This window comes from Azospirillum sp. (genome assembly GCF_035628975.1).
Taxonomy (GTDB): domain Bacteria; phylum Pseudomonadota; class Alphaproteobacteria; order Azospirillales; family Azospirillaceae; genus Azospirillum.
Genome location: NZ_DASPIS010000081.1, coordinates 24,070 through 49,388, shown reverse-complemented (window position 1 = coordinate 49,388; position 25,319 = coordinate 24,070). Strand labels below are relative to the sequence as shown.

Genomic DNA, 25,319 nt, shown 5'->3' with positions numbered 1-25,319 from the left:
CTGTGGAGGAATTTCCGTCCGCCACCGACTGCCCCACCGACTGCCCCACCGACTGCCCCATCGACTGCCCGAGTGTCGCGCCCGTGTCCTCCGCCAAGAAGCACCGCATCCTGCTGATCGAGGATACGGTCCCGCTCGCCAAGCTTTATATCGAGTTCCTGCGCGCGGATGCCCATGAGGTCGTGCATTGCACCCGCGGGCGCGAGGCGCTGGACGCCGCGGCTGCATCGCCGCCCGACGCGGTGATCCTGGACTTGAAGCTGCCGGACATGGACGGGCTGGAGGTGCTGCAGGCCCTGCAGGCCCGCGACGCGAGCGTGTCGGTGGTCATCATCACCGCCCACGGCTCCATCGACCTGGCGGTAGAGGCGATGAAGCTGGGCGCCTTCGACTTCATCGTGAAGCCCTTCAACGCCGACCGGCTGAACCTGACCCTGCGCAACGCGCTGGAGCGGCGGACGCTGGCGCGCATGGTGGAGGGATACCGCAAGGATCTCGACCGCGGCCGCTTCCACGGCTTCATCGGCAGTTCGCCCGAGATGCAGGCGGTCTACCGCACCATCGAAAGCGTGGCGGCCAGCCGCGCCAACGTCTTCATCACGGGAGAGAGCGGGACCGGCAAGGAGGTGGCGGCGCAGGCCATCCACCGCGCAAGCCCGCGGCGCGACCGCGCCTTCATCGCGCTGAACTGCGCCGCCATTCCGAAGGAACTGCTGGAATCGGAGATTTTCGGCCATGTGAAGGGCGCCTTCACCGGGGCGGCGGGCGACCGGCCGGGTGCGGCGCTGCTGGCCGACGGCGGTACGCTGTTCCTGGACGAGATCTGCGAAATGCCGGTGGAACTGCAGAGCAAGCTGCTGCGCTTCGTCCAGACCGGCACCGTCAGTCCTGTGGGCAGCGGGCGGGAGGAGCGGGTGGACGTGCGCTTCGTCGCCGCCACCAACCGCGATCCGCTGGCCGAGGTGCAGGCCGGCCGTTTCCGCGAGGACCTCTATTACCGATTGCACGTCATCCCGCTCGCCCTGCCGCCGCTGCGCGACCGCGGCGACGACGTGATCGAGATCGCCCGCTCCTTCCTGATCGACTATGCGCGGGAGGAGGGAAAATCCCTGGTAGCCTTCGCTCCGGAGGTGGAGGCGCGGCTGCGCGCCCATGATTGGCCGGGCAACGTGCGGCAGCTCCAGAACGTGCTGCGCAACGTCGTCGTGCTGAACGACGGGCCGCAGGTGGTGCTGGAGATGCTGCCGCCCCTGACCGGGGCCGGCGGGATCGGTGCCGACGCCGCGGCCGGCGCCGGAACCCCGGCGGATGGCGGGCAGGAGGAGGATGGCGCCGTCCTTCCGCTGTGGCATGTGGAGAAGGAGATGATCCTCAAGGCCTTGCGGCTCAGCGGCGACGACGTGCCGCGCGCCGCCCTGATGCTGGAGATCAGCCCGTCCACCATCTACCGCAAGCTGCAGCAGTGGCGCGCCGCGGATGGGGCCGCCGCCCAAGGGAACGCCACCCAGGGGAACGCCACCCAGGGGAACGCCGCCCAGGGAAGCGCCGCGTGAGCGGGGACGCGGTAGGTGCGGTTCCTGCGGCGCTGCCCCCGGACGAGGAGCGGCGGCTGGCGGTTCTGGAATCCTATTGCATCCTCGACACCCCGGCGGAATCAGGCTTCGACAACATCACACGGCTCGCCCAGCATTTCTTCGGCACGCGCATCGCGCTCGTTTCCCTGATCGACCGGAACCGCCAATGGTTCAAGAGCCGCATCGGGCTGGACGCCGAGGAAACGCACCGCGACCTCGCCTTCTGTGCCCATGCCATTCTCAACGACGGCGTCCTGGTGGTGCCGGACGCGACGAAGGACCCGCGCTTCGCCGGCAATCCGCTGGTCACCGGGAACCCGGGCATCCGCTTCTATGCCGGCGCGCCGCTGGTGGCGGACGGCCACAAGCTGGGCACGCTTTGCGTGATCGACGACAGCCCCCGCGGCGGGTTCGAGGCGCGGGAGGCGGAAACCCTGACCCAGCTCGCCCGGCTGGTGGTGGACGAGCTGGAACTTCGCCGCGAGGTGACGCGGCGCCAGCAGGCGGAAGCGGAATTGCGTGACCGCTCCCGGCTGTTGAACCTGGCCGAGGAGATCGGCCAGTTCGGGCATTGGTACATCGACTTCGTCACCGACACCCGCCGCTGGTCGGACGAGGTCTATCGCATCATGGGCCTGAGCCCGCAGGACGGCCCGCCGACCGTCGACATGTCGCGCGGCGCCTACCATCCCGACGATCTGCCGAGGATCGCCCCGCTGGTCGAGCGGGCGCGGGCGACCGGCGAGGGATTTTCCGTCGAGGCGCGGATCATCCGTCCGGACGGCACGCTGCGCCACGTCTTCATCCGCGGCATGGCCGAATGGGGGCCGGCCGGCCGGCCGATCGGACTGCTGGGCGTCGTCCAGGACATCACCGACGCCAAGCGGGAAGAGGCGGAACTGCGGTCGAACCGCGAACTGCTGGACCTCACCGTGCAGGCGACGCGGGACGGCATCTGGGATTGGGCGCTGGACACCGGCGCCATCTGGTTCTCCCCCACCTGGAAGGAGCAGCTGGGCTACCGCGACGACGAGCTGGAGAACAGCCTGGACATGTGGGCGGGCCTGATCTTCGAGGAGGACAGGATCGCCGCCCTGGAGATGGTGCGGGCCTACAATGCCGGGCTGATCCCGAAATTCGAGGCGGTGCAGCGCTTCCGCCACAAGCAGGGCCACACCGTCTACATCCTGAGCCGCGCCATCCACATCCGCGATGCCGAGGGGCGGGTGGTGCGCATGGTCGGCGCCCATACCGACATCACGCGCGACAAGATGACGGAGGAGGAGCTTCGCCTCGCCAAGCAGACTTTGGACGACGCCATCGAGGCGGTGCCGGAAGGTCTGGCCTATTTCGATTCCGACGACCGGCTGATCCTGTGCAACCAGCGCTACCGGGAGGCGCATCCTCTGACCGCCCCGCTGCTGACGCCCGGCCGTCCCTTCGAGGAGATCCTGCGCGCGGCGATCGCCAACGGCGAATTCGCGGCCAACCCGGACGGCCCGAGCGACGAGGCCTGGATCCAGGCGGAACTGGCCCAGCACCGCAATCCCGGCCCGCCATTCGAGCGGGAACTGCCCGACGGCCGCTGGATCCTGGTGGCGGAGAACCGGACCAGCAGCGGGGCGCTGGTGTGCACCCGCACCGACATCACCGAGCGCAAGCGCTTCGAGGCGGAACTGCAGCGTCAGGCGGCCGACATGTGCGCGTTGGCCGAAGGTCTGGATGCCGCCCGCGAGGAGGCCGACGCCCTGCGGGTCCGGGCGGAGGCGGCGACCCAGGCGAAGTCGGAATTCCTGGCGGCGATGAGCCATGAGATCCGCACGCCGATGAACGGCATCATGGGCATGACGGAGCTGATGTTCGACACGCCCCTGACGGCGGAGCAGCACCAGTTCGCCCAGGCCATCCGCAGCTCCTCCAACGCGCTGCTGACCATCATCAACGACATCCTCGACATCTCGAAGCTGGAGGCCGGCCGCGTCACCATCGAGACGCTGCCCTTCGACCCCGCGGATCTGGTGGAGGGGGTGGTGGAACTGCTGACCCCCCGCGCCCACGAGAAGGGGATCGAGATCGGCTTCTACATCGACCCGTTCCTGCGCCGCACCCTGTTGGGCGACCCGACGCGCATCCGGCAGATCCTGGTCAATCTGGTGGGCAACGCGGTGAAGTTCACCGATCAGGGATCGGTCGCGGTGGAACTGGAGGCGCTGGACGCCACCGAGGCCCATCTGGTTTTGCGCATGACCGTGACCGACACCGGCATCGGCATTCCGGCGGAAGCGCTGCCCATCCTGTTCAGCAAGTTCCAGCAGGTGGACGGGTCGATCACCCGGAAATTCGGCGGAACCGGACTGGGGCTGGCGATCTGCCGCCAGTTGTCGGAACTGATGGGCGGCAGCATCGCGGTGGAAAGCAGTCTGGGCGCCGGCAGCCGCTTCCTGGTCGATCTGCCGCTCGCCCTGCTCGACGAGGCGCTGCCGCCGGCCGAACAGCCGCTGGCCGGGCGCCGTGCCTTGGTGGTGGACGATCTGGCGGTGAACCGCCGCGTGCTGGCGGCGATGCTCGACAGCCTGGGCGCGCGGCCGACGGCGGTGGACAACGGCCCCGATGCGCTGGAGGCGCTGACGCGCGCGGCAGTCGGCGGCCGGCCATTCGACGTGGTGCTGGTGGACCAGACCATGCCGGGCATGGGCGGCGACGCCCTGCTGGCGGCCATCGCCGGCAATCCGATGCTGGGCGGCACCAGACGCGTGCTCATCGCCGGGCTGGGACCGGCGGCGCGGGCCGATGGCGGACCGGTCCAGGGGCTGGCCCACGCCATTCTCAACCGCCCGCTGCGCCAAAGTGCGCTGGCCGGCTGCCTGACCGGCCTGTTCCAGGCGGCCGTACCGCCCTCTTCGGCGGACAGGCAGCCCGCCGAGGGACAGCCTGCCGACCGCGGCGAGGAGCCGGCGCGCAGCGGCAGCATCCTGCTGGCGGAGGACAACCGCACCAACCAGCTGTTCGCCACCACCCTGCTGCGCAAGCTGGGCTACACGGTCGAGGTGGCGGAGGATGGGGAGCAGGCGGTGGCGGCGGCCTGCCGCGGCGGCATCGACCTGGTGCTGATGGACGTGCAGATGCCGGGCATGGACGGGCTGGAGGCCGCGCAGGCGATCCGCGCGCGGGGCGGGCGGTTCGCCGGCCTGCCGATCATTGCCCTCACCGCGGACGCCATGCCGGGCACGCGCGAGCTGTGCCTGCGCGCGGGCATGAGCGATTACCTGACCAAGCCGATCAGCCGCGCCGGACTGCTGGCGGCGCTGGACCGCTGGATGACCGAGGCCGGGAGCGCACATGCGGCGGCGGATGGCAGTGTCGGCGGCGGAAATGGCAGCGGCAATGGCGGCGGCGACGGCGATGATGGCGAGGTTCTGGACGAAGCGGTGCTGGCCGATCTGGTCGAGACGGTGGGTGCCGACAATCTCGCCCTGATCGTCGACAGCTTCCTCGACGACGTATCCCGACGGCTGGAAAGGCTGTCGGCGATGGCGCGGTCAGCCCCGGCCGGCGCCCTGGACATGCGGGCGCTGGCGGGGGAGGCGCACGACCTGTCCAGCCTCGCCGGCAGTTTCGGCGGGATGGCGGTCATGCATCTCGCCTGGCGGATGGAAGTGATCTGCCGCAACGGCGACACGGCACAGGCCGCCCAGCTTCTGCCGGTGCTGCTGCGCGAGGCCGCCCGTCTGGAGCGTTCCTTGCGCCAGCGCACCGGCGTGGAGCGGCCGGCGGCCTGAGCCTCCCCCGGAACTCCGCCGGCCGGGAGGGCGTCAGCCGGTGCCGGGCTGGGTCGAGCCGTCGGTGTCTTCGGCCCGTTCCCGCAGTTCCTTCGACGACAGGCCGGCCGGGGTCGCATCCTGCAGGGTGCCGTCGCCGGGCGTCTTGGTCATGTCCTCGCGCGGGGAGCGTTCGCCCGCCGGCGTCTGGTCTTGGGTATCGGAACCGGATTTGCCCGAGACGGATTTGTCCGGTGCGGGTTTGTCCGATTGGGATTTGTCAGGGCGGGGCATTCCTTCGGAGGGGATGCGCGTTTGAGGCGTGTCGGTCATGATGTCCTCTGCTATCTTCCGGAGGAGTCAACGACAGTGGACGGGTGCGGGTTCCGATCCTGACCGATCCTTCGGAGACCGGGAGAAGACGGCGCGGTGCCGATAGGGTGCCAAAGCGCGCGAAGAACGGGCCAACCACCAAGGTCCGGCAGCGGAGACCGACAGGCGCCGCCCGGCCGGCCAGCAAGGAGTGTGATAAGGTCATGGAATCGAGCAAGCATACGCCGCACGGCGATGTGACCCAGGTCGGCACCGTCACGCTGACCGACGACGCCACCGGCAAGACGCTGAAGCTGCCGCTGCTGGGCGGGTCCACCGGTCCCCACGTGATCGACATCCGCAAGCTCTATGCCGAGACCGGCTATTTCACCTACGATCCCGGCTTCACCTCCACCGCCGCCTGCGATTCGGCCATCACCTACATCGACGGCGACGAGGGCGTCCTGCTGCACCGCGGCTATGCCATCGCCGATCTGGCCGAGAACTGCGATTTCCTGGAGGTCTGCCACCTGCTGCTGAACGGCGAACTGCCGAACCCGCAGCAGAAGGCCGATTTCGAGCGCACCATCACCTACCACACGATGGTGCACGAACAGCTGACCAAGTTCTACAGCGGCTTCCGCCGTGACGCCCATCCGATGGCGATCATGTGCGGCGTCGTCGGCGCCCTGTCGGCCTTCTACCATGATTCGACCGACATCTTCGATCCGGTGCAGCGCAAGATCGCCGCGCACCGCCTGATCGCCAAGATGCCGACCATGGCCGCCATGGCCCACAAATACACGGTCGGCGAACCGTTCATGTATCCGCGCAACGACTTGTCCTACGCGGAAAACTTCCTCTACATGACCTTCGGCACGCCGTGCGAGGAATGGACCGTCGATCCGGTCCTGTCCAAGGCCATGGACAAGATCTTCATCCTGCATGCCGACCACGAGCAGAACGCCTCGACTTCCACCGTCCGCCTCGCCGGCTCGTCCCACGCCAATCCGTTCGCCTGCATCGCGTCGGGCATCGCGGCACTCTGGGGCCCGGCCCATGGCGGCGCCAACGAGGCCGTTCTGAAGATGCTGGAGGAGATCGGCTCGGTCGACCGCATCCCCGAATTCGTCCGCCGCGCCAAGGACAAGAACGACAGCTTCCGCCTGATGGGCTTCGGCCACCGGGTCTACAAGAACTACGATCCGCGCGCCAAGATCATGCGCGAGACCTGCTATCAGGTTCTCGACCGCCTGGGCATCCATGACGAGCCGCATCTGGCCATCGCGATGGAGCTGGAGAAGATCGCCCTGTCGGACGAGTATTTCATCGAGAAGAAGCTCTATCCGAACGTCGATTTCTATTCGGGCATCATCCTGAAGGCGATGGGCTTCCCGACCAGCATGTTCACCGTGCTGTTCGCACTCGCCCGCACCGTCGGCTGGATCAGCCAGTGGAAGGAGATGATCGAGGACCCGGCCCAGAAGATCGGCCGCCCCCGCCAGCTCTTCACCGGCAACGCCGCCCGCCCCTTCGTGCCGCTGGACAAGCGTTGAGTTCAGTAGCCTATCCCCGCCTTGGATCCCCTCTCCCCCCCGGGGAGAGGGTTAGGGTGAGGGGGAAGCGTGGCGAGGATTCTCGGGAGGGCACGCAGTGCATCCCCCTCACCCCGACCCTCTCCCCGGGGGGGAGAGGGGGAAAAGCAAATCTGCCGTGACCCGGCCCCTCCAGCTTGGCCTGTCGGTCGCCATCGTGGCGGTGACCGGCGGGACGCCGCGCGTGGTGACGGTGCGCAGCGGCTTCGCCGTGCCGGAAGACCACCGGCGCGGCGACGAACCGTTGCCGCATCGCGACGCCCTGCCCGGCGCGCCCTTCGAGCCCGACCGTTTCCGTACCCTGCAGGAGGGCGTGCGCGCGGTGGCGGAGGGGCTGTCCGGCCTTGCGCTGCGCTATGTCGAGCAGCTCTACACCTTCGGTGACCGCTACCGCGATCCGCACGAGCTGTTCGGCGGCCCGCGCTCTGTCGTGGTCGGCTATCTGGCCCTGGTCCGCGACGGCCCGTTGGGCGGCGACGCCGCGGCCGAATGGCGCGACCTCTACGACCATTTCCCGTGGGAGGACTGGCGCGACCAGCGCCCGCCGCTGCTGGACGGCGTCATCGCCCCGGCGCTCTGCGGCTGGATCGCCTCGGCTCCCGACGAGGAAACCCGCCTGCGCCGGGCCGAGCGTGCCCAGATGGCCTTCGGGCTGGACGGCGCCGACTGGGACATGGAACGGGTGCTGGAGCGCTTCGAACTTCTCTACGAGGCCGGGCTGGTGGTGGAGTCCTTCCGCGACCGAGACCTCGCCGCGCGGGTCGATACATCGGTACAGGCCGGCGGACCGATGCCGCGGGCGCTCGGCCGGCCGATGGCGCGCGACGGCCGGCGCATCCTGGCCACCGCGCTGGAACGGCTGCGCGGCAAGCTGCGCTACCGTCCCATCGTCTTCGAACTGCTGCCGCCGACCTTCACCCTGCACCAACTGCAGCTGGTGGTGGAGGCGCTGTCGGGCGAGCGGGTGCACAAGCAGAATTTCCGGCGCCTGATGATCTCCGGCGGCTTCGTCGAGCCCACCGGGCGCTATGAAAGCCAGACCGGCGGCCGGCCGGCGGAGTTGTACCGCTTCCGGCGACAGGCCATTCACGAACGCACCAGCGCCGGGGCCATTCCGTCCGCGGACGGATAAGGGTAAAATCTCTCGGAAACGTCGACGCGCGGCATTGGGCGCAGTTGTCAACGGGCGGCTGCAAGCGGATACTGCTGGAACGGTTTTAAACCCGGAATGTCCATACCCGGAAAGTCCAAGAAGGCCGATGTCGCACCGCATTCTGATCGCCGACGACCATCCGCTGATGCGAACCGCGCTGACCCAGACCATCGGGCAGGCGATCCCCGGCGCCGTGATCCTGGAGGCGTCGCGATTCGAGCAGATCAAGCCGCTGCTGGACACCGGGGAGCCGCCGGACATCATCCTGCTCGACCTGCACATGCCCGGCATGAGCGGCCTGATCGGGCTGATGATGCTGCGCTCCGAACATCCGGCGATCCCGGTGATCGTGGTGTCGGCGTCGGAGGATCCGGTGACGATCCAACGCGCCATCGACTATGGCGCCTCCGGCTTCGTGCCGAAATCCGCCCCCAACACCCAGATCGTCGAGGCGATTCACGCCGTTCTCGATGGTGAACTATGGCTGCCGGAGATCAACGGCGGCCCCGAGACCGACGCCCCCGATCCAGCCCAGCGCGCAGCCACCCTGACCCCCCAGCAGCTCCGCGTCCTGGCCGGCATCGCCGAAGGCAAGCTGAACAAGCAGATCGCCTACGAGATGAACGTCGCCGAGACGACGGTGAAGGCCCACGTCACGACGATCCTGCGCAAGCTGGGCGTGCTGACGAGGACGCAGGCCGCGGTTCTAGCGAGCCAGCTGGCGCTGTCGTCCGCGCCGCCGCCGCCGGTGGAGTGAGGGAAGCGCGGGTGCCCCCTCCCTATCCCTCCCCCGCCCTCGGCCGGCCAGAGGCCGGTCCGATCGCGGGAGAGGGGACAGTAGCTTTGTCGGCGTGCGGCGGCAGTCCCCTCTCCCACCCGAAGGTGGGGGAGGGTTAGGGAGGGGGCATGGCGCGTCAGTCGCCCGCCATCCGCTGCCCCTCCGCCAGCAACTGCCCCAGCAGCGCCCGTAGCGCGCCCGGACGCACCGGCTTGTAGAGCAGGCGGCAGCCCGCCGCTTCGATGTCCTCGCGGACGGCGGCGTCGCGGTCGGCGGTGACGACGGCGGCGGGGAGGTCGCTGCCCAACGCGGCGCGCAGGGTTGCCAAGGCCTCCACCCCGGTCAGGCTGCGGTCGAGGTGGTAGTCGGTCAGGATCACGTCCGGCATGCGCCCCCCCAGCTTCGCCAGGGCGAGGTCGGGCGCCGCCGCGGTGACGACGCGGCAGGACCAGCTCGACAGCAGATCCTCGGTGGCGCGGGCGATGGCGGGCTCGTTTTCCAGGCAGAGCACCAGCACGCCGCTCAGGTCGCGGCCGCGCGGGCGGACCACCACGGCGCGGGCGGCGACCGGCTCGTCGGTCAGCGGCACCAGGACGGAGAAGGCGCTGCCGCGCCCGACCCTGGAGCGCACCTGCACCGTATGGCCGAGGATGCCGGCCAGACGCTCGACGATGGCGAGGCCGAGGCCCAGCCCCTTGCCGCGGTCGTCGGCGTCGTTGTCGAGCTGGCGGAACTCCATGAAGATTTCCGGCACCTTGTGCTCGGGGATGCCGGGGCCGGTGTCCCACACCTCGATCGACAGGAAATTCCCGCGGCGGCGGCAGCCCAGCAGGATGCGGCCGGTGCGGGTGTAGCGCACGGCGTTGGCGAGGTAGTTCTGCAGGATGCGCCGCAGCAGCGTCGGGTCGCTGTGCACGATGGCGGAGCAGTCGACCACCCGCAGCCCCAGACCGTGGCGGCTCGCCAGCACGGTGAACTCCTCGCCCAGCGGCTTCAGCAGTTCCTCGATCCGCATCGGCACCGGGTTCGGCTTCACCACGCCGCTGTCGATCTTGGACACGTCCAGCAGGTCGCCCAGGATTTGCTCCACCGACCGCAGCGAGGCGTCGATCTGTCGGATGGCGCTGTCGCCGTTGCGTTCGGCCAGGGCGGACAGGAACAGGCGGGCGGCGTGCAGCGGCTGCAGCAGGTCGTGGCTGGCGGCGGCAAGGAAGCGGGTCTTGCCGCGATTGGCGCGCTCGGCCTCCGCCTTCGCTTCCGACAGGGCGTGGGTGCGCTCCTCGATGCGGCGTTCCAGCGTTTCGTTGGCTTCGCGCAGGGCGGCGGCGGCGCGGTGGCGTTCGGTGACGTCGGTGTAGACGGCGACGAACCCGCCCCCTCCGGGCTTCGAACCCGGCATCGGGTTGGTGGCGATCTCCAGCACCGTGCCGTCAGGCCGCACCCGCTCGTAGACGTCGGGCTTGTTGCGTCGCCGCGGGTCGGAACGGCGCTCCAGCAGGGTTTCGATCTCGCCGTTGCGGCCATATTCGCCGCGCCGCGCGATCAGCCCGACGATCTCCTGCAGCGAGGTGCCGACCTGGACGAAGCCGTCGGGCAGGTCCAGCAGCACCAGGAACTGGTTGTTCCAGGTGGCGACGCGCCAATCCTCGTCGAACACGGCGATGCCCTGCGGCACATTCTCCACGGTGGCGCGCAGCAACTCATGCTGCTTCAGGATGGCGCGCGACGCCTCGTCGATGATGGAGCGCGCATCGGTGCGCGACAGCCGGCGGTCGGACAGGAGGCCGGCGACCACCACGCGGGCCGAGGCGGAGCCGACGGCGCCGGCGAGCAGCCGCTCGGTCAACTGGATCGCCTCACCATCGGTGCGGGTCAGCAGCGCGGTGCGCAGATCGCCGTCCTCCACCCCGGTGAAGCGGCAGAAGGCAGCGTCGGCGCGCGCCTGCCCGACATAGCGAACGGCAAGGTCGTGCAGGTCGGCCAGCGTGGCGCCGCGCGGCCCGGTGGCCTCTCCGTCGGCGGAGCGGCGCAGGCTGATGAAGCGCGCGGCCTGCTGGCGCTCCAGCGTCGACGGCCGGGTCAGCAGAGAGACCAGCACGAACAGCAGGATGTTCGGCCCCAGGCTCCAGAGCGCGGCATTGGTCAGCGGGTCGATGCCGGCGATGCCGGCCAGCGCCACCGGGCTGAGGCCGGTCAGGCCGAACGGCCCCTCGCGCAAGGCGCTGGAGGCCAGCCATCCCGCATCGGCGAAGGACGGCAGCAGCATGGTGTAGGCCCAGCCGAGGAAGCCGGCGCAGATGCCGGCGAAGGCGCCGCTGCGGCTGGCGCGGCTCCAGATCAGGCCGCCGAGCAGGGCGGGGGCGAACTGCGCCACCGCGGTGAAGCTCATCATGCCGATGGTCGCCAGCGGAAAGGCCGGGCCGATCAGCCGGTAGCAGCCGTAGGACAGCAGAACCAGCACGATCACCGCCGACCGGCGGATCAGCAGCAGGATCCCCGCCGGGTCGTCGCGCAGCCGCCGGTCGTCGGGGCGCAACGCCATCAGCAGCGGCACGGCGACGTCGTTGCAGATCATGGTGCTGAGCGCCACCATCTCCACCAGGATCATGCTGGTGGCCGCCGATAGGCCGCCGATGAAAGCGGCCAGCGCCAGCCACGGCCAGCCCTGGCTCAAGGGGATGGAGACCATGAAGGTGTCGGCATTGGTCGTGCCGTCCGGGAACAGCATCAGCCCGGCCAGCGCCACCGGCAGCACGAACAGGTTGATGGCGACCAGATAGGCGGGAAACAGCTTGGCCGACGACCGCACGTCGCCGTTATGGGTGTTCTCCACCACCGCGACGTGGAACTGGCGCGGCAGGCACAGGATCGCCAGCGCCGACAAGAGGCAGGCCACCCACCAGTCGGCACCGATGCTGTCCAGCCGGATCAGGTCGAGGAAGCCGGGATGGTTCGCCGCCGCTTCGAAGAAGGTGGCCGGATCGCCGAAGACCGAATAGGCGATGGCGCCGCCCACGGCCAGCGCCGCCGCCAGCTTCACCACCGATTCCGCGGCGATGGCCATCATCAGGCCGCGGTGGTGTTCGTTGGCAGACACGCTGCGCACGCCGAACAGAATGGCGAAGGCCGCCATCAGCAATGCCGCCATCAGCGCGGTCCCGCCCGGCATCTGGTTCAGGTCGGTCCCCAGCGACGCCCCGGCCAGAATCTCGAAACTGACGCTGATCGCCTTCAGCTGCAGGGCGATGTAGGGCAGCAGCCCGATCACCGCGGCGACGGTGACGAGAGCGGCCAGGCTGCGGCTCTTGCCGTAGCGGGCCGACAGGAAGTCGGAGATGGAGACGACGTTCTCCGACTTCGCCACCCGGACGATGCGGGCCAGCACCGGCCAGCCCAATCCGATCATCAGGATCGGTCCGATATAGATCGGCAGGAAGTAGAAGCCCCCGGTGGCCGCCCGTCCCACCGCGCCGTAGAAGGTCCAGGAGGTGCAGTAGACCCCGAAACTCAGCGCATAGAGCCAGGGCGTGCGCCGCTCGGCGCCCTGGTCGCCGGTCCGGTCGCCGTACCACGCGATGGCGAACAGCGACAGCAGATAGGCCATCGATGCGGCCAGGATGAACCAGCTTTCCATGGGGCTTTTCGCATCCCGCTTTTGATTTTCTCTCCCTGCGGGCGCCAGCCTATCACAGAGCGCGCGCCGGCGCCGCGCCGCCGTTCGGCTCCCACCTTCGACCCCGCGCAAAAGAATGGCCCCGCCACCGAGGGGGGCAAAGGGGGCCGTCCGACCGCACGCCCGGAGATACCGGGACACATTCGGTCCTCCGTTGTTCTTTCTGCTGGGCTTTGAGGCCTTTGATCGAACACGCAAGGTTAAGGAGAGTCCGAATGGTATCGGTCAGCGCCGGTTCCCAGACCAGCATCAACACCGACGATCTCGGGGTTACGGGCATTCGGGGCGGCACGGTTGCCTTGGCGACAGCCAACCAGCTCGTCATCAACTATGCCGACGGCCGGTCCACCGATTTCCGCGGCAATTTCACCTATGACGCCGCCGGCCAGACCCTGACCGGAGGCACCATCTCCAGCGTCACCAACTCGACGAACGGCGTCCCCGGCCTGTCGGTGTCGCAGTTGAACCTGCCGGTCGCGACGGCGCTGGGCTGGGAGGCCGCCGGCACCGATCCCGCGGAGATCCGCGCCGCGCTGCTGGGCGGCAACGACAGCCTTACCGGGTCGGACGTCAACGATACGATCCGCGCCTATGCCGGCGACGACACCATCAACGGCGGCATGGGCGACGATCTGCTGGATGGCGGCAGCGGCGTGAACATCATCGACGGCAGCGACGGGATCGACACGGTCGCTCGCAGCGCATCGCTCGCAAACAGCGGCGCCGTCAAGCACAACGGCGAGATCTATGTGATCGACGCCGGCGGCTACGACCGGATGACCAACGTCGAGTTCATCCAGTACACCGACCAGACGGTCGCCAGCGCCACCGCCCCGGTGTTCGACGCGCTGTCCTACCTCGCGGCCAATCCGGATCTCGCCGCCGTCTACAACACCGAAAGCGACGACGCCTTCGACCACTATCGGTCCTTCGGCTGGAGCGAGGGGCGCGCCCTGACCTTCAACGCCGCCGGCTATCTGGCCGACAACCCCGACCTTGCCACGGCCTTCGGCACCGACACGGCGGAGGCGACCCGCCACTACATCGAGGTCGGCCGCAACGAGAACCGGCAGGCCGACTTCGACGCCACCAGCTATCTGGCGGCCAACCCGGACCTGATCCAGGCCTTCGGCAGCGATCCGACGGCGGCGGCGCTGCATTACGCGACCTATGGTCGGAACGAGGGGCGGAGCCTGGACTTCGACGCCTCCGCCTATCTGGCGCGCTATCCGGACCTGCAGGCGGCCTTCGGCGGCGACCTGCAGGCGGCGACCGCCCATTACGTCGCCCAGGGCTATGAGGAGGGCCGCAGCGCCGCACCGCTCGGCACCAGCACCGGCACGGCCTTCGCGTCGGCCGATGCCCTGCAGCAGCAGGCGACGCTGTCGATCGCCTGACGGGTCTGCCGGCTTCAGCCACGGTCCGAACGGCAAACGGGCGGAGGGTCATCCCCTCCGCCCGTTTCCTTTTGCCGGATTATGATCTGCTCAGGCGGAACCCTGTTCAATCATGCTGGTAGATGTCCACGTCCTTGGTTTCGCGGACGAACAGCAGGCCGATCACCAGGGTCGCGGCGGCGATGATGATCGGGTACCAGAGGCCGGAGTAGATGTCGCCGGTCGCCGCCACGATGGCGAAGGAGGTGGTCGGCAGGAAGCCGCCGAACCAGCCGTTGCCGATGTGGTAGGGCAGCGACATCGAAGTGTAGCGGATGCGGGTCGGGAACATCTCCACCAGCATCGCGGCGATCGGGCCGTAGACCATCGTCACGTAGATGACCAGGACGGTGAGCAGGGCGACGACCATCACCGTGTCGATGCGGGCCGGATCGGCCTTCGGCGGATAGTTGGCGGTCTTCAGCGCATCGCCCAGGCCCTTGTCGAAGGCGGCGCCGGCAGCCTTGGTGTCGGTCGGCGCATGCGAGGCGGTCGGGCCGTGGCTGAGCGACACGGTCGTGCTGGCCTGCGGGGTTGCGGTGTAGCTGGGGATGACCGTGCTGCCGACCTTGATCGACGCGACGGTGCCGGCCGGGGCCGCTTCGTTGGTGTAGGGGATGCCGCGCCGGACCAGTGCGCTCTTGGCGATGTCGCAGGAGCTGGTGAACTGGCTGGTGCCGACCGGGTTGAACTGGAACGAGCATTCGTTCGGATCGGCGATCACGACGACCGGCGAGGTCGCGATGGCTTCCTCCAGCGCCGGGTTGGCGTAGTGGGTGATGGCCTTGAACAGCGGGAAGTAGGTCAGGCAGGCGAGCAGCAGACCGGCCATGATGATCGGCTTGCGGCCGATCTTGTCGGCCAGCGTGCCGAAGATCACGAAGAAGGGCGTGCCGATCAGCAGGGCCGCCGCGATCATCAGGTTGGCCGCCTGGGCGTCGACCTTCAGCGTCTGGGTCAGGAAGAACAGGGCGTAGAACTGGCCCGTGTACCACACCACCGCCTGGCCGGCGACGAGGCCGAACAGGGCGAGCAGCACGATCTTCAGGTTCTTCCATTCACCGAAGGATTCGGTCAGCGGCGCCTTGGAGTGCTTGCCCTCCTCCTTCATCTTCTTGAAGGCGGGCGATTCGTTCAGCATCAGGCGGATCCACACCGAGATGCCGAGCAGCACGATGGAGATCAGGAAGGGGATGCGCCAGCCCCAGGCGTTGAAATCCTCCGCCGTCATCGACACGCGGCAGCCCAGGATGACCAGCAGCGACAGGAACAGGCCGAGAGTCGCGGTGGTCTGGATCCAGGAGGTGTAGTTGCCGCGGCGACCGTGCGGCGCATGTTCGGCCACATAGGTCGCGGCGCCGCCATATTCGCCGCCCAGCGCCAGGCCCTGCAGCAGGCGCAGGACGATCAGGATGATCGGGGCGGCGATGCCGATGGTGGCATAATTGGGCAGGATACCGACGATGAAGGTCGACACGCCCATGATCAGGATGGTGACCAGGAAGGTGTATTTGCGGCCGATCATGTCGCCGAGACGGCCGAAGACCAGGGCGCCGAAGGGCCGGACGGCGAAGCCGGCGGCAAAGGCCATCAGCGCGAAGATGAAGCCCGCGGTCGGGTTGACCCCGGAAAAGAACTGCGCGGCGATGACCGCGCTGAGCGAACCGTAGAGATAGAAGTCGTACCACTCGAAAACGGTCCCGAGCGAGGACGCGAAGATGACTTTCTTCTCCTCGCCCGTCATCGGTCGGACGGCATCGCCCGACGAAGCCGCATAGGCCATGGTCTTCACCCTCCCAAGTGAATAGTCATGCATATCGGTTGGTTTTTAGCGAGCGGTGCATTCCGGTCGTATGGACTGATGACCGAGCCCGCCCGTTGGTTTTCTAACCGATAGTGTGCTTACCGAATTATCCGCGTCACCCCCTACCATGGTCGGGGGTATCAGACGTTGCGGTATTGGGCTACAGTGAACTTTTGGACAGGTGCGACGCCTCCGCCCGAACGGTGACACCTACTGGAATACGGGTGCGTAGAGCATTCCACCCTGGGTCCAGGGCCGGTTCGGTCCGCGGTCCAGCTTGAAGGGAGAACGGGCGCCCAGATTGCGTTCGAAGATCTCGCCGTAATTTCCCACCTGCACCACCGCCTGATAGGCCCAGTCCGGACGCAGGCCCGCCTTCGCCGCGACCTCCGGCAGGCCGGACAGCAGGCGCCGCATCTCGCTGCCGCCGGTGATCCGCTGGAAATTGGCGTTGGCGCCGGTCACGCCGGCATCCTCGGCCAGGAACAGCGCATAGATGGTCCAGCGTACCGCCGCCATCCACATGCGGTCGGTGTTCGGCGTCAGCGGCGCCAACGGCTCGCGTGACGGGAGAGGGGCGTCGGCGATCTCCAGCGCTTCCCTAGGCGACTCCAGCATATGCAGCGCGGTGGTCAGCAGGGCCCGGTCGGCGCTGAGCGCCGCGCAGTCGCGGCTGAGGAAGGCCTCCAGCGCATCGGGCCAGCCGGGGAAGCTCCGCAGCTTCCAGGGCCGCTTTCCGCCGGCCACGAGCGCCTCCAACTCGGCCTGGGTGGTGGTTCCGGCGGGGACGCAGACCGTCAGCTCCGTTCCGTCCAATGCCGACCGGCCGTCGGGCAGGCGCCACGCGGCGATCCCCTGCACGTCGTGGAACACCGGCGGGCCGAAATCGACTGCATAGGTCGCGTCGCGGGTCAGCGTCCAGGAGGTCTGGGCGAAGGACACGTCGACCTCGCCGGCGGCGACGGCGTCGAATTCCTGCGGCTTGGACAGGCGGCGGATCTCCACGGCGTCGGCCTTGCCCAGGACGGCGGCGGCCAGCGCCCGGCACAGATCGACCATGAAGCCGACCGGCCGCCCGCTGTCGTCGTTGGCGGCGAAGCCGGGATTGAAGGACACGCCGCAGCGAACCACCCCCCGCCGCTCGATTTCCGCCAGGACGGGTCGGTCGCCGTTCGGCATGGGCTGTGCGTCCGGCTGCGCCGCGGCGGCTCCGCCAAGCGCCGGGACGAGCGCCAGAATCAGTCCCAGCGCGGCGGCAACAGGCTTCGGCCCCATCCTTCTCCCCTTATCCTACGGCGCCGCTATGATACGCTGCCGACGGCACCGCGCAAACGATTGGGGGCGTCGGGGCTGGGCGTCTGGACGGGACTGGCGGGATTGGGAATGGCGGGCGGCAGCAAGTCGGAGGCCGGCAGGTCCGAAGCCGGCAAGGCGGGCGTGGTGAGGATCGGCGTCGGCGCACGTCTGTTCGGCGCGCTCGCCTTCAATGGTCTGGTCGCCTTCCTGATCGGGCTTGGCGCCTACATCGCCTTCGACGGCCTGCATGCCGGAATCACCAAGGTGACGTCGGAGCAGTTTCCGGCCGTGGTCGCCTCCGCCAAGCTGGAGCGCCAGCACCAGCGGATCATGCGGACCCTGGAACAACTGGCCCTGTCGGACGACAATTTCGGCCGCGAAACCATCAAGCAGGGGTTGGCGGACCAGCTGGACGGCTATGACCGGCTGCTGGCGGAGATGGACTCTTCCGACGTGCCCCAGGCAAGGCGGATCGCCGGGCTGAAGCAGCAGCGTGACGAGATCCTGCGGCTGCGCGACGCCATCGACCGCGGCGTGACCGCCCGCGTCGCCGCCCGCCGTGCCTTGGCCGACCGCACCCGCGACGTGCGGCGGATGGCCGATGCCCTGGCGGAACCGGGGCTGCGCGGGGTCGAGGACGTGGGTGTTCAGCGCTGGCTGGCGATGGCCGAGCGGCTTCTGTTCCTGATCGCGTCGGTCCATCAGGCGGAGAACAGCTTCGCCCTGGCCCGGCTGGCCGACGGCGCGGCGGCGCAGCTGGAGAGCCTCGCCACATCGGTACCGGGGGTGTCTGTCGATGGCGTATCCGACCGGCTGACCCGGCTGGCCGAGGGCATGCGCGCGGTGGTGGAGGGCGACCGCTCCGTCTTCCGCCAGCGGCAGGCCGAGTTGCAGGCGTCGGAAGCTCTGAACGGGCTGGTCGACCGCGCCAATCAGGTGTCGCTGGTCAACACCGGCCTCAACACCGGCATCTTCGTCGAGCAGACCAAGGCGGCGGAGGAAAGCCGCCAGCAGGTGATCGAGGTATCGACAACCTACACCCGCCTGTTCTTCGCCTCCGTCGGGGTGGTGGTGCTGGGGATGGTGCTGTCGGTGCTGTATGTCCGACGCAAGGTGCTGGCCCGTCTGTGGGCTGTCAGCGAGGCGATCCGCGACCGCACCGGGGGCGGCAGGGCGGAGGTGCCGGCGACCGGTGCCGACGAGATCGGCGAACTGGCCCGCGCGTTGCGCTTCTACATCCAGGAGACGGAGGACAAGAGCGAGGCGTTGCGCCGCAATGAGCAATGGCTGCGCACGGTGCTGGAGGCGGCGCCGGTCCCGCTGGTGATCTCGGGCCGTGCCGACGGCCAGATCCGCTTCGTCAACCGCCGCGCCGCCGACTTGTTCGAGGCCGCCGATGCCGGCGAACTGCTGGGTCGGCCGGCCGCCACCGTCTGGTATGTCCCGGCGGTGCGCGAGGAGTTCGTCCGCGACGTCTTCGACAGCGGCCTGGCGCTGGACGTCGAGACGGAGCTGGTGACCCGCACCGGCCGCCGGCTGTGGGGCCTGCTGTCCGGCATCGCCTTCGAATTCCAGGGGGAGGAGGTGCTGCTGAGTTCGGTGGTCGACATCACCCGCCGCCGCGAGGCGGAGGAGCTGCTGCGCCGGACCCAGGCCTTCCTGGACGCCGTGATCGACAATGTGCCGAGCGTGCTCTACGTGCTGGAGGGCGATACCGGCCGCGTCGTGCTGTGGAACCGGGCGGCGGAGGATTGCTTCGGCACCCGCCGCGCCGACATCGAGGACCGCACCCTGGCCGAGGTGTTGGGGCCGGAGACCGGACGGGCGCTGGCCGGCGGCGATCCCGGTTCCATGCGCTCGCTGGGCGTGGAGGAGCTGGCGTTGGCTCGCAACGGCGAAACCGCGGTCTTCGCCCTGCAGCGCCATCCCTTCGAATGGTCGGGCGACGGCCGCTGCCGCATCATCTGCGTCGCCAACGACATCACCGCCTCGCGCCGGGCGCGGGAGGAGTTGCGGCAGGCCAAGGAGAGGGCAGAGCGGGCAGACGCCGCCAAGACCGAATTCCTCGCCACCGTCAGCCACGAGATGCGCACGCCGCTGAACGGCATCCTCGGCCTGTGCCGGCTTCTGCTGACCGGGCAGCTGCATGCGGGCGAGCGGCGCTATGCCATGTCGATCATGCGCTGCGGCCACGGGTTGCTCGATCAGGTCAACGACATCCTCGATCTGCGCAAGATCGAAGACGGCAAGCTCGACCTCGATCCTGCGCCCTGCGCCCTGCTGCCGGTGCTGGAAGAGGTCGTTGCGACAGTGGAAGGATTGGCGAACGAGAAGGGAATCGATCTCGACCTCGACATCGCGCCGGAGGTGCCGGAACTGGTGGTGGTCGACCGCCAGCGGTTGCGCCAGATCCTTGTGAACCTCGTCGGCAACGCGGTGAAGTTCACCGAACGCGGCGGGGTCGATCTGCGCGTCGACATCGAACCGGGGCCGGAACGTTCCGGCTCCGGAGAAATGCTGCGACTGGCTGTGCGTGATACCGGCATCGGGGTGCCGCCGGAACGCCGCGCCGCCATCTTCGAGAAGCTGGAACAGGCCGATCCCACCATTGCCCGGAGATTCGGCGGCAGCGGGCTGGGGCTCGCCATCGTGCGGCACCTGCTGGACGCCATGCAGGGCAGCATCCGCGTCGACAGCGCGGTTGGGCTGGGCAGCGTCTTCACCGTCACCATCCCCCTGCAGCGGGTGGAGGAGTCCGCCCTGCCGGCGCGGCGGCCCGGCCGGCTTCTGCCGATCAGCCGGGTACGGTCGCTGGCACTGCTTCTGGTGGAGGACGATGCGATCAACCGGGAGGTGGCGCTTGGCCTGCTGTCCGACGCCGGCCATCGCATCACCATCGCCGAGACGGGGGAGAAGGCGCTGGAACTGGCGGCCCGGCGACGCTTCGACGCCGTACTGCTCGACATCCGCCTGCCCGACATCGACGGGCCGGAGGTGGCGCGCCGCATCCGGGCCTTCGATGATACCGACCGGGCGGCGGTGCCGATCGTCGCAGTGACCGCCAACGTCTTCGCTGCCGACCGTGCCCGCTATCTCACCGCCGGCATCGACGCGGTGATCGAAAAGCCGATCTTCCCGGAACGGCTGATGCATCTGCTGTCGAACGCCGTCGCCTCGCGCGGGGATGGCAATGGCGAGGACACAGGAGGCGACATGGTCGCCGTTGCGATCCCCCCCCGCCCGCCGGTGGTGGTCGAGGAGGACGTGAGCGACGAGATCCTGGAACGCTATATCCGGTCCCTCGGCCCGGCGCGCTTCGCCACCATCCGCGGATTGCTGCTGGACTCCGCGCAGGAGGGGTTGCCCCGCCTGACCGCCGCCGATACGCCCGACGACGAAATCGAGGACATCGCCCATCGTCTGGCCGGGGCCGCCAGCCATTTCGGCCTGACCCGCTTCGTCGGCCTGATGCGCGCGGTGGAGGACGGCATGCGCGAAGGCCGCCGCGTCGAGGCCCAGGAACTCGCCGCGACCGCGGAGTCGGTGTTCAGCCGCGGGCTTGCGGCGATGGACGCGGTGCAGGGAATGCTGCAGGGGGCGTAAGGCGGTTCCTACACGATCGACAGCATCGCCGCCGCCGGTGCGTCCAGCGCATCGGCCAGCGCGCGCAGGCCGCGCGCGGTCTCGTCGCGGCTGCGCGGCATGCACAGCCCCACGCGCACGGCATGGGGGGCGCTGGCGCGACCCACGGCGAAGGCATCGGCGCCGGTGACGATCACGCCGCGGCGCCGCGCCTCGCCGACGAAATCCTCGCGCCGCCAGGGCTCCGGCAGGACCAGCCACAGATGCTGTGCCGCCGAACTGCCGTAGATGGTCCCCGCCGGCAGGATGGAGCGGGCAAGCCGCTGGCGGGCCAAATCCTCTTCCCGCTGGGTGGCGACGATGCGGTCGGCGGTGCCGTCCTGGATCCAGCGTGCAACCACCTCCGCCGGCAGGGCGGGGGCGGAATATTGCAGGGCGCGGATCGCGGTCTCGACGCGGGAGCGCAGTTCCGCAGGGGCGACGACGAAGCCGAGCCGCAGCCCGGCGGCAAGGCTCTTGGACACGCTCGACACATACAGGGTGATGTCGGGCGCGATGGTCTGGATCGGCCGGGCGTCCGGCACCATGAAGCCGAACACGTCGTCTTCGATCAGGATCACGCCGTAACGGCGGGCGATCTCGGCAATCTCGCGGCGGCGGGCGGCGGGCATCACCACCGCCGTCGGGTTCTGCAGGGTCGGCACCAGATAGACCGCCTTCGGCCCCAGCCGGCGGCAGGCGCTGTCGAAGGCGTCGGGTACCAGCCCATGCTCGTCGATGGCCACCCCTTCCAGGTGATAGCCCTGGGTGGCCGCCAGCGCCTTGGTGCCGATGTTGGTCAGCCGTTCCGCCAGGATGACGTCGCCGGGGCGGGCGACGGCAGCCAGCGCCACCGCCAGCGCATTCTGCGCCCCGGTGGTCAGCAGCACCGAGTCGGCGGTCGCCTGCACCCGGTGCTGGCGCTCCAGCCAGGCGGCGACGGCGGTGCGATGGTCGGGCAGCCCGGCATGCGGGCCGTAGCCGATCAACGCCGCCGCACGGCCGGAGGCGCCGATCGCTGCAAGCGTCTGGCCGAAGGCCTGCACCGCGACGGCGTGTTCGGGGTGGACCGTGGTCATGTTGACGATTGTGGAGCCGGTTCCCGCCTCCCCGGCGGACGTTTCTCCGGCCGGTGGCCAGCCGAGCGGGAGGGGTGTCGCCGGCGGGCGCTGGCCCTGCACGAAGGTTCCGCGTCCGACCTCGCCGCCGATCAGGCCGCGCTTTTCCGCTTCCGTATAGGCGCGCGTCACCGTTCCCACCGTGACGCCGAGCCGGAAGGCGAGGTCGCGGTGGGTCGGCAGGCGGGTGCCGACCGGCAGCGCACCCTCCGCGATGTCGTCGGCCAGCGCGTCGGCGATAACGCGATAGAGCGGGCCGGCGCGGCCCTCCAGGTTCGGGGTCCAATTTGTCATGAGTACAAATGTGGCATTGTCCCCTCGATCTGGCAAGTTCGGCGCGATTGTCCCTATTTGCTGGCTCTTGGTGCGCCGCACAATCGACGGATGCCGCTTGGGAGGACCCGTGTGCTCCACCTTGTATCCGGTTGGCGGAACCGATAGCCTTGCTATGAGGGGCCGGCAGACAATCCGCCGGCCATCGGACTCCGTCACGGGGGACAATGAACACCATCGCGGTGGTCGACGACGATCCCATCACCCGCGAGACCCTGAAGGCCTATCTGGAAGGCGAGGGGTATCGGGTGATGCTGGCGCGCGACGGCGATCAGCTGTCGGCGCTGCTGGCGCGCGGGCGGATCGACCTGCTTCTGCTGGACATCCGGCTTCCCGGCAAGGACGGGCTGGCGGTGACGCGGGAACTGCGGGCCACCTCCAACATCGGCATCATCCTGATCACCGGCCGGTCCGACCGGATGGACCGGCTGATCGGGCTGGAACTGGGTGCCGACGACTACATCACCAAGCCATTCGAACCGCGGGAAATCCTGGCCCGCACCCGCAGCCTCCTGCGCCGCATCGCCAAGCCGACCAAGCCGGCGGGCGGGCGGGTGAAGCGGTTCGACGGGTGGGAGTTGCATCTGGACAAGCGCCGCCTGCGCGACCCCGAAGGCGAGGATGCGCGGCTGACTTCGGCCGAATTCGAACTGCTGGCCGCCTTCGTCGAGAATCCGGGGCGGGTGCTGAGCCGCGACGATCTGCTGGACCTGACGCTGCGGGGCGACTCGATACCCTACGACCGCTCCATCGACCGGCTGGTCCGCCGCCTGCGCCGGGTGGTGGAGCCCGATCCCGCCGACCCGACCCGCATCGTCACCGTCCACGGCATGGGGTACATGTTCCAGGCTGCGGTGGACTGATCGCGCACGCCGCTCAGGATTGGGCGGGCGAGGTCCGGCGCTGCGGACGGGCGGCGGCGGCTTCCTCCTCCGGCTTGCCGGGCTTGCGGAAGGTGCTGAGTTCGGAAATGCGGTTGACCGTCAGCCCGTTCAGGCGGCAGCCGGCAACCTCCAGGATTTCGAAGCCGGCCTTCCGGGGGTAACGGGCAGCCACCCGCTCGCGCGCGTCACGTTCGCCGTCGGCGATCAGCAGGAAACGGCGGATGCCGGACCAGCCGCGATGGCCGCGCTGGTCGGCGAAGCTGACCGCGGTCGGGTGGAAGCGCACCGCGACCTCCCAGAAGCGGCCGGGGCGCGGCTCGTTCCGGTCGAACACGAAGTAGCGCTGCATGGCGGCACCCTTCTTCTGGTCCAGCTCCAGGATGGCGGCCTGCATGTCGATTTCCGCCTTCTGGACGCGCTTTTCCATTTCCGCATGGTGGTGGGCCAGCTGGGCATAGTCGGAGGCGACGTCCGCGACCTCCTTGGTCACGTCGTCCACCTTCTCCTTCAACTTGGACATGGCGACCCGGGTCAGGGTCAGCTGGCGGCGCCAATAGCGGTTGGACAGGACGGTCAGCACCATCAGGCCAAGCGCGAAATACAGCATCATGCCGGTCATCAAGCCGTTCCCATCATGCTGCGGTCGCCTCCACCTCGGGATCGGGAGCCAGCGCCAGCGGCACCACCGGCGAACTGATCAGGCCGTTGCGCTGGGAAAAGCTGGTCCGCACCGTGCCGTGCGCCTGTTCGGCCGACGGCGCCGTGATGTGCGCGACGTTGCGGTACTCCCAGATCTGGCGCGAGAAGACGATGTCCTTGCGATCCAGTTCGTTGAAATTGGAGCCGACCGCCAACTGCGCCCAGTAGACGTCGCCGTCGGAATCCTGGTCGCCCAGTTCGTGCACCAGTTCGATCTTGGAGAATTCCAGCGCCCGCAACTCCGTCAGCGCCTTTTGGCGGCGGCCGTTGAATTCGGTCAGGCGGGCTTGCAGGGTGGTGACGTCGACGCGCTTGCGCTCCGTCTTCTGGCGCCATTCGGCCAGCGCGGCGCGCTTCTTGTCGTACTGTCTCTGGTTCATCGCCTCGCGCGCCTTTTCGGCGCTGACGCGGCCGACATCGACCACGATCGACAGACCAAGCGCGGCGGCGCTGGTGATCAGAAGCAGCATCCCCAGGAACTCGGCCGAAATGACCATTCGCCCTCCGCCAGCCGCACCGAATGCCCGCGCCGCTTCGACGACGCATGGTGCCATGGACGGCGGAGGGTCGCGATGCCCTCGCGACAACCCGCCGCACGGGGGCAGATCATACCATCGCGCTCTGGGCCAAGGTTGTCATTTTTAGCTCAATTAGGGGTAAACCCGCCTTTTTTGGGAGGGTTTATGACCAGACGCCGATCGGGCAAAGGACTCCGGCGCCCGGTCATAGTTCTGCGGGTCAGCCGGACTTTTCCGTAGGCACGAAAGTCATGGCGACGCCGTTCATGCAGTAGCGCTTCCCTGTCGGCTGCGGCCCGTCGTCGAAGACATGGCCGAGATGGCCTTTGCAGGTGGCGCAATGAACCTCGGTCCGCGGATAGGCCAGCTTGTAGTCGGTGGTGGTCTCCACCGCTCCGGGAATCGGCTCCCAGAAGCTCGGCCATCCCGACCCGCTCTCGTATTTGGTATCGCTGGCATAGAGGGGCTGTCCGCAGCCGGCGCAGCGGTAGACGCCCCGGCGCTTCTCGTCGTTGAGCGGGCTGGTGCCGGGATACTCGGTCGCGTGTTCGCGCAGAACCTTGAACTGGTTGGGCGACAGCTCCTGCTTCCAGTCCTGTTCGCTCTTGTCCGTGGTGTTCTGGGCCGTATTGTTCTTGTCCGATTCGGGCATGCCGCCGGTCTCCGCTGATGGTGGTCGGTGTTCCAGACCCACTATATTGGTCGGACTTGCCGCCGGCCCAAGCGGGTCGGGAGGGCGATCACGCGGCTGTGATGGCGGCGGTCCT

16 protein-coding genes are annotated in these 25,319 nt (G+C 68.7%); 8 read left to right on the top strand and 8 right to left on the bottom strand.

Annotation, left to right across the window (positions count from 1 at the left end; translation table 11 throughout):
* Nucleotides 1-83: 83 nt before the first annotated feature.
* Complete coding sequence (locus VD964_RS17465) at nucleotides 84-1,553, top strand: sigma-54 dependent transcriptional regulator (protein ID WP_324869785.1); 1,470 nt, start codon at nucleotides 84-86, stop codon at nucleotides 1,551-1,553.
* On the top strand, nucleotides 1,550-5,353 hold the full coding sequence (locus VD964_RS17460; RefSeq protein WP_324869784.1) for a response regulator: 3,804 nt from the start codon (nucleotides 1,550-1,552) through the stop codon (nucleotides 5,351-5,353). Before VD964_RS17465 ends, VD964_RS17460 begins: the two co-directional genes overlap by 4 nt.
* A gap of 33 nt (nucleotides 5,354-5,386) precedes the next feature.
* Here the strand turns inward: VD964_RS17460 and VD964_RS17455 are convergent, their stop codons facing one another.
* Complete coding sequence (locus VD964_RS17455; RefSeq protein WP_324869783.1) at nucleotides 5,387-5,665, bottom strand: hypothetical protein; 279 nt, start codon at nucleotides 5,663-5,665, stop codon at nucleotides 5,387-5,389.
* A 203-nt stretch (nucleotides 5,666-5,868) separates the two neighbouring features.
* Here VD964_RS17455 and gltA point away from each other — a divergent pair, with 203 nt between their 5' ends.
* The 3 genes from gltA to VD964_RS17440 all read left to right on the top strand — a co-directional run bounded on the left by gltA (nucleotide 5,869) and on the right by VD964_RS17440 (nucleotide 9,149).
* Nucleotides 5,869-7,200, top strand: coding sequence for a citrate synthase (gene gltA, locus VD964_RS17450; RefSeq protein WP_324869782.1), 1,332 nt, complete (start codon nucleotides 5,869-5,871; stop codon nucleotides 7,198-7,200).
* Nucleotides 7,201-7,357: 157 nt separating this feature from the next.
* Entirely contained in the window at nucleotides 7,358-8,371 is a 1,014-nt protein-coding gene (locus VD964_RS17445) for an NUDIX hydrolase (RefSeq protein ID WP_324869781.1), read from the top strand.
* A gap of 127 nt (nucleotides 8,372-8,498) precedes the next feature.
* Nucleotides 8,499-9,149, top strand: a complete 651-nt coding sequence (locus VD964_RS17440; protein ID WP_149222643.1) for a response regulator — start codon at nucleotides 8,499-8,501, stop codon at nucleotides 9,147-9,149.
* A gap of 157 nt (nucleotides 9,150-9,306) precedes the next feature.
* Here VD964_RS17440 and VD964_RS17435 read toward each other — a convergent pair whose 3' ends face one another.
* Nucleotides 9,307-12,804, bottom strand: coding sequence for a PAS domain-containing hybrid sensor histidine kinase/response regulator (locus VD964_RS17435; RefSeq protein ID WP_324869780.1), 3,498 nt, complete (start codon nucleotides 12,802-12,804; stop codon nucleotides 9,307-9,309).
* A 254-nt stretch (nucleotides 12,805-13,058) separates the two neighbouring features.
* On the opposite strand from VD964_RS17435, the gene VD964_RS17430 reads away from it, so the two are divergent.
* Nucleotides 13,059-14,240 (top strand): hypothetical protein, encoded by a 1,182-nt coding sequence (locus VD964_RS17430; protein ID WP_324869779.1) that lies wholly within the window; start codon nucleotides 13,059-13,061, stop codon nucleotides 14,238-14,240.
* A 106-nt stretch (nucleotides 14,241-14,346) separates the two neighbouring features.
* On the opposite strand, the gene VD964_RS17425 is transcribed toward VD964_RS17430, so the two are convergent.
* Nucleotides 14,347-16,062 carry an MFS transporter gene (locus VD964_RS17425; protein WP_324869778.1) on the bottom strand — a complete coding sequence of 572 codons (1,716 nt, stop codon included), beginning with the start codon at nucleotides 16,060-16,062 and terminating at the stop codon, nucleotides 14,347-14,349.
* A gap of 231 nt (nucleotides 16,063-16,293) precedes the next feature.
* Nucleotides 16,294-17,358: an amino acid ABC transporter substrate-binding protein gene (locus VD964_RS17420; RefSeq protein ID WP_324869777.1), complete on the bottom strand. Its 1,065-nt coding sequence runs from the start codon at nucleotides 17,356-17,358 to the stop codon at nucleotides 16,294-16,296.
* Nucleotides 17,359-17,466: 108 nt separating this feature from the next.
* Here VD964_RS17420 and VD964_RS17415 point away from each other — a divergent pair, with 108 nt between their 5' ends.
* Nucleotides 17,467-20,982, top strand: a complete 3,516-nt coding sequence (locus VD964_RS17415) for an ATP-binding protein (RefSeq protein WP_324869776.1) — start codon at nucleotides 17,467-17,469, stop codon at nucleotides 20,980-20,982.
* Nucleotides 20,983-20,990: 8 nt separating this feature from the next.
* Here VD964_RS17415 and VD964_RS17410 read toward each other — a convergent pair whose 3' ends face one another.
* Nucleotides 20,991-22,412: a PLP-dependent aminotransferase family protein gene (locus VD964_RS17410; protein ID WP_324869775.1), complete on the bottom strand. Its 1,422-nt coding sequence runs from the start codon at nucleotides 22,410-22,412 to the stop codon at nucleotides 20,991-20,993.
* 206 nt (nucleotides 22,413-22,618) lie between these two features.
* Between VD964_RS17410 and VD964_RS17405 the strand changes: the two genes are divergently transcribed.
* On the top strand, nucleotides 22,619-23,314 hold the full coding sequence (locus tag VD964_RS17405; protein ID WP_324869774.1) for a response regulator: 696 nt from the start codon (nucleotides 22,619-22,621) through the stop codon (nucleotides 23,312-23,314).
* Nucleotides 23,315-23,327: 13 nt separating this feature from the next.
* On the opposite strand, the gene VD964_RS17400 is transcribed toward VD964_RS17405, so the two are convergent.
* The 3 genes from VD964_RS17400 to msrB all read right to left on the bottom strand — a co-directional run bounded on the left by VD964_RS17400 (nucleotide 23,328) and on the right by msrB (nucleotide 25,204).
* The gene (locus VD964_RS17400) at nucleotides 23,328-23,954 is read right to left on the bottom strand and encodes a hypothetical protein (protein WP_324869773.1); all 627 of its coding nucleotides are present in this window, start codon (nucleotides 23,952-23,954) and stop codon (nucleotides 23,328-23,330) included.
* Between the two features lie 13 nt (nucleotides 23,955-23,967).
* Nucleotides 23,968-24,531, bottom strand: a complete 564-nt coding sequence (locus VD964_RS17395) for a hypothetical protein (RefSeq protein WP_324869771.1) — start codon at nucleotides 24,529-24,531, stop codon at nucleotides 23,968-23,970.
* A 241-nt stretch (nucleotides 24,532-24,772) separates the two neighbouring features.
* Entirely contained in the window at nucleotides 24,773-25,204 is a 432-nt protein-coding gene (gene msrB / locus VD964_RS17390) for a peptide-methionine (R)-S-oxide reductase MsrB (protein WP_324869770.1), read from the bottom strand.
* Nucleotides 25,205-25,319 lie beyond the last annotated feature (115 nt).